A 5,052-nucleotide genomic window follows, 5' to 3' on the forward strand; every position below is an offset into this window, starting at 1 on the left:
CTAGTGACACGCCGCATCAGCATGCCCGCAAGCATTTCCGCAGCTCAAGCCACAGATCTGTGTGCTTTTCTCGCCACACAGCTGCGGAACGCGGGCATGAGCGCTCGCCTCGGTGATCGATGTCAATCATGGTCTGGACACGCTCTCCTGCCTGTCGGACCGCACACGGCCGTGCACAGCCTGTGGAAAACGAGGAGCAGCCCAGCCCTCGCGTCGTGCAGGGAGAGGATGTGGCCATCAAGCCTCACCGCCTCGTTTGCGCAGAATGAGCAAGTCTTCGTGGGCCGCGGCGCACACCGCCAGCCCCTTCTCCTGGCTCCGCCAGGCTTCCAACATCTCAGGCGCGGTGTCGGAACACAGCCACACCGAGAGCGGCACCAACCGCCTCTCGGCCGTCCGCAACCTCTTCGACCGCAGTCCATCGTTCTTGCTCATCGACGGTGACCCGAACGGTCACCCGTTCCCATGCACTGAAACACCGATTGACCAGCGCCGATTGGAACCGAATCCGCCTATGCTGGCGAGCAACGCCTCGGCAGGCTATCCACGGCGACGCGCGTTGACATGCCACATCGGTTTCAACGTTCAGAGGGCGATTCGTGAGTTGATGCCCCTTTGATCGCTTGCGCTGCGTGAGGAGTGCTGATCACAGGCTCGTTGCCGGGTTACGGACGCGGCTGAGCGAACAATCCCGGCTCCATCTCCACCAGAATGCCGAGGCTGACCAGGCGTTTGAGCTTGGCGCGGGTGTTCTCGATGTTCTTCCGCTCCAAGCGAAGGTCCAGGGCCAGGCAAAGGTCGCGCGCTCGTGTGGGCGGGTCGGCGCTGGTCATGAGGGTGAGGATCTGCTGGTCGGCGGGATGGTCGGGGACCACCGGTGCCGGTGGCGGCGGGGATGCTGGATCGGGCTCGCCAGCCAGGACGAGCAAAGTCTTGCGGGTGATCCGCAGATGATCGAGGTCCAGGTCGAGGTCCCGCAGGCGGGCGGTCTACTCCTCGATCCGAGCTTGGAGCTGTTCGATCTGGCTGGTCAACGCCTTCTCGCGGGCCTCGATCCGGTCCAGCAGCCACGTGCCGGGGTCCGGCGTGCTCACGTGGCGCGCCAGACAGGAGTGGAAGGGCCGACCAGCCGGCGGGTCATCACATCCGTCATCGCCCAGTACACGCGTGACTCGGAGCTGGCCGGATCGAGTTCGTAGTCGCGCACCCAGGCGCCGGTGCAGGGACATCGTGCCATAGGTCTGCTCCACCACCCACCGCTTGGGCTGGGGGACGAACCCGGCCTCGGCAGGATTGCGCCCGACGATCTGCACGGCGATGCCGTGGCGGGCGCCGTGGGCGAACACGCTGCTCTTGAACCCCTGGTCGGCCAGGGCGGTCTGGACGCTGCCGGGCGGGGTGGCGGCGGCGACGCGGTCCAGCAGCGCGTTCCCGATGGCGTTGTCGTGGATCGAGGCTGCCGCGACCACCACCGCGATAACCAGGCACAGTACGTCGGTGGCCAGCCCACGCTTGCGACCGGGCACCTTCTTGGCCGCATTCCGGCCGGTGGTGGTCTTCGGGACGCCGGCCGAGGAGTCCCCGCCGCCACGATCGGCCGGGACGCGGCCAAGAAGATGCCGGGACGCAAGCGCGACACGCCCGACGTCAACGGCCCGATATCACTGGCCGAACGTGCCTATTTGCAAACAAACATTCTAGTAAGGCCACCATGGAACAGGTGCTGCCTTTGTTCGTTGTGCTTGTGATGCGGAGCGCTGATTTCTGCGAACATGTGAGGTATCCCGAAAGCATTCGGAGTCGGATACGGAGGACATCATGCTGTCGGAGGCGTTGTTAGCGTTGGCGGGGGCGGCGGGTTCGGCGTTAGTCACCGCGATGACCACCGATGCCTGGGAAGGGGCCAAAACTCGGTGCGCCAAGCTGCTGGGCCGCGGTTCGGTCGAGGCGGAGAAGGTGCAGGCGGGTCGGTTGGAGCAGGCGCGACAGGAATTACTCACGGCGGGTGATCCTGAGCTGGCAGGACGGGAACAGCAGGCGGTGTGGACCGCTCTAGTGCGGGATCTGCTGGAAGAGCAGCCCGGCAGCGAGGGACAGGCGCGAAAGCTGGTGGAGTTTGTCGCCGCTCAGGTGTCGGCAGAGTTGGCAATTGGTGCGGTGCGGGTCAACGCACAGGCCCGTGATCAGGCACAGCAGGCGGTGCAGGGACACGGCGTACAGAATGTCACCTTCAGCCCACCGCAGAAGCGATCAGGTAAGCGTCATGGGTAGGCGGACATGAGCCCTCCCAATTCCGCACCCTCATCTGGTTCCCGCCCAGAGGGTGTGACCGCGTCTGGGCATGATCAAGCGCAGATGGCAGTCCAAGGCTCGGGAACACAGAACATCTATTTCTCTGGTCCAGAGCGGCCGCAAATGACGTTGCTGCCATTGGTCGCGCCCCCGCAGTTGGTGGGTCGCGACTCCGAGATCGACACGCTGGTCGGTCGAGTGAAGGGGGCGCTGGCACTGGGCCGCCCCTTGGGAATCTCGGCGGTGCATGGAATGGCGGGGGTGGGCAAGACGGCCGTGGCTCGCGCGGTCGCTGCGAGAGTCAAGGACTGGTTCCCCGATGCGCGGGTGGAGGTGGATCTGTATGGGTTCACTCCGGGTGCGAGTCCGGCGGAACCGCGTGCGGTGTTAGCCGAACTGCTGGGCTGGGCCGGGTTTGAGGTCGCAAGCATCCCAGAGAGTCTGGATGGTCGATCGCGATTGTGGAGAGGGTGGCTGGCCGCCCGCCGGGTGCTGCTCTTGCTGGACAATGTGCGGACGGTGGAGCAGGTCATGCCGCTGCTCCCCCAGAGCGCGCCGCGCTGCTTGACGTTGGTCACCAGCCGGTCGAGCCTGGATGAGATGGATGCGGCGGTTCCTCTTTCCCTGAATACCCTCGCTCCGGCTGATGCGATTGAGCTGCTAAGGCTCAGGGCTCGCCGCCCCCTGGACGCGGATGATGTCCTGAAGGAGGTGGCAAGGCTGTGCGGCTTGTTGCCGCTAGCGCTGGACCCAGTGGGGCGTCTCCTGGCCCGCCAAGAGCCGGCTCTGCTGGCTGAGGCGTTGGATGACGCGATGCGGGAGGGCGGCCATCGGTTCCGGGATCTGCCGAAGATCGATCAGTCGGTTCTTGCCGCGTTCATAGTCTCCTACGAGGCACTGGATGAGGGTCAGCGGCGGGTGCTGCGCTGTTGTGTTTGGCATCCGGGCCCTGATTTCGACGCACTGACCATTGCCGCGCTTGCAGGTTTGCCGGTAGCCACTGCCGGGCTACGTCTCGATGAACTGGCGCAACAGTCCATGCTCACGCGAGCAGCCAATCATCGCTTCAGCTTTCATGATGTATTCCTGGAATGCGCCCGCCACCGCGCTGTCACTGAAGACCCCCCAGAGGCGCAGCGTGCTGGCCGCGAACGACTATATGCATTTCTGCATAGCCAAGTTCGTGCTGCCACCCGCATGCTCAACTACGCTTCTCCAGGTGATCCGCATTATATCTTGCCGGCGCAAGCGCGTGCTTGGCTGACGGCATCTACCAGCGAATTGCAAACCGTCGCCCATGCGGCACTCGAGGATTGGCCGGACGCTTTTGGATTGGGTGCTGCGACGGCCTGGTGGCTGCGCTTTGATGGTCGGTACCTGCAGGCCCGCGACCTGTACTCCGCCATGTACACGAGCGCTTTACTCCGTCAGGACGCAGTCGGTCGGGCCAGCGCAGTGAAGGGCTTGGGCCATGTTGCGTGGCAGCGGAATGAATATGGGCGGGCAGAGGAGGCCTATGAGCAGGCCCGGGTTCTGTATGAGGAGATCAGGGACCGGAAGGGCCAAGCCGACTCTCTGCATGGCCTGGGCGTAGTTGCCCGTATGACGGGAGGAGGAAAGCGAGCGGAGGGACTCCTGGAGCAGGCTCGCTTCCTGTACGAGGAGATCGGCGACTGTGAGGGTCAGGCCAATACGCTGGCGGCTCTGGGCGGTGTGGCGCGTTTGCGAGGGGAGTATGGGCGGGCGGAGAAGGCCTATGAACAGGCTCGCGTCCTGTATGAGAAGGGCGGTCACCGACGGGGTCAGGCCCATGCGCTGAGGGGTCTAGGTGACGTTTCGCGTGGGCGTGGTGACTACGGTCGGGCGGAGGAGGTCGTTGAGCAGGCTGGCATTTTGTATGAGGAAGCAGGAGATCGTTTAGGCCAAGCCGATGTGCTGTTGCGTATGGGCGACGTCGCGCGGGAGCGTGGTGACTACGGTCGGGCGGAGAAGGTCCTTGAGCAGGCTCGCGTCCTGTATGAGGGGATCGGGGACTGGGTGGGCCAGGCCAACGCGTTGAGAAACTTGGGGGATGTCGCGCGGGAGCGTGGTGACTACGGTCGGGCGGAGAAGACCCTTGAGCAGGCTCGCGTCCTGTATGAGGACATTGGGTACCGCGTGGGCCAGGCCAACGCGTTAAGAGGGTTGGGGGATGTCGCGCGGGAGCGGGGAGATTTTAGGCGAGCAGAAGAGGCTTATGAGCACGCCTGCGCCATATACGAGGAGAGCGGGTATCGGCTGGGCCACGCTAACGCGCTGCAGGGCCTGGGTGCGGTTGCGCGCGTGCGGGAAGAGTTCGCTCAGGCGGAGAGGGCCCTCGAACAGGCTCGAACCCTGTACGCGGAGATTGGAGATCGAGTAGGCCAAGCTGAGGTAGCTGTGGGGATGGCACGACTGGCGAACGCCCAGGGTAACAAGAAGGATGCCTACCGCGCGTACGGTGAAGCTCTGGCAATCTACCAGAACCTCCGCTTGACGTACTGGGCGGATCTATGTCGGGCGGAACGGGAGCAATCTCAGAAGGGGTGAGCACTACGTATGCAGTTCGCCCTAGACAAGTTTCTCGTCGGCTAGACCTGACTCGAAATTATAGAAATTGTGAAGCCTCTGATGTTCGGTGCGACGCGTTAGCCTCGATCTTTCTCGACCTTGAGCTGGTTGGCTGAGGGATTCGGCTGGAGGTCGATTGCCTCGCTGTGGTCAGCGTGGGTGCCCGGCTGT

General features: G+C 64.0%; 3 protein-coding genes and 1 pseudogene. 2 read left to right on the plus strand and 2 right to left on the minus strand.

The genetic code is table 11. The annotated features are described in order from the left end of the window. Nucleotides 1-665 precede the first annotated feature (665 nt). Nucleotides 666-833 carry a hypothetical protein gene (locus tag ACGFI7_RS41675; protein WP_393415383.1) on the minus strand — a complete coding sequence of 56 codons (168 nt, stop codon included), beginning with the start codon at nt 831-833 and terminating at the stop codon, nt 666-668. 156 nt (nt 834-989) lie between these two features. Further along, nucleotides 990-1,547, minus strand: a pseudogene (locus ACGFI7_RS41680) (transposase); the annotation flags it as partial. A gap of 271 nt (nt 1,548-1,818) precedes the next feature. Here ACGFI7_RS41680 and ACGFI7_RS41685 point away from each other — a divergent pair. After that, a complete protein-coding gene (locus ACGFI7_RS41685; protein ID WP_393415387.1) occupies nt 1,819-2,271 on the plus strand; it encodes a hypothetical protein in 453 nt (150 codons plus the stop codon). A gap of 144 nt (nt 2,272-2,415) precedes the next feature. Next, entirely contained in the window at nt 2,416-4,860 is a 2,445-nt protein-coding gene (locus tag ACGFI7_RS41690) for a tetratricopeptide repeat protein (protein ID WP_393415390.1), read from the plus strand. The last annotated feature ends 192 nt before the right edge of the window (nt 4,861-5,052 follow it).

It is taken from the genome of Nonomuraea sp. NPDC048826, assembly GCF_043198225.1.
Classification (GTDB): Bacteria; Actinomycetota; Actinomycetes; order Streptosporangiales; family Streptosporangiaceae; genus Nonomuraea.

Excerpts from the sequence above, each read along its gene's own strand:
- ACGFI7_RS41675 (WP_393415383.1), bottom strand. The coding sequence starts at position 833 with ATGACCAGCGCCGACCCGCCCACACGAGCGCGCGACCTTTGCCTGGCC.
- ACGFI7_RS41685 (WP_393415387.1), top strand. The coding sequence starts at position 1,819 with ATGCTGTCGGAGGCGTTGTTAGCGTTGGCGGGGGCGGCGGGTTCGGCG.
- ACGFI7_RS41690 (WP_393415390.1), top strand. The coding sequence starts at position 2,416 with ATGACGTTGCTGCCATTGGTCGCGCCCCCGCAGTTGGTGGGTCGCGAC.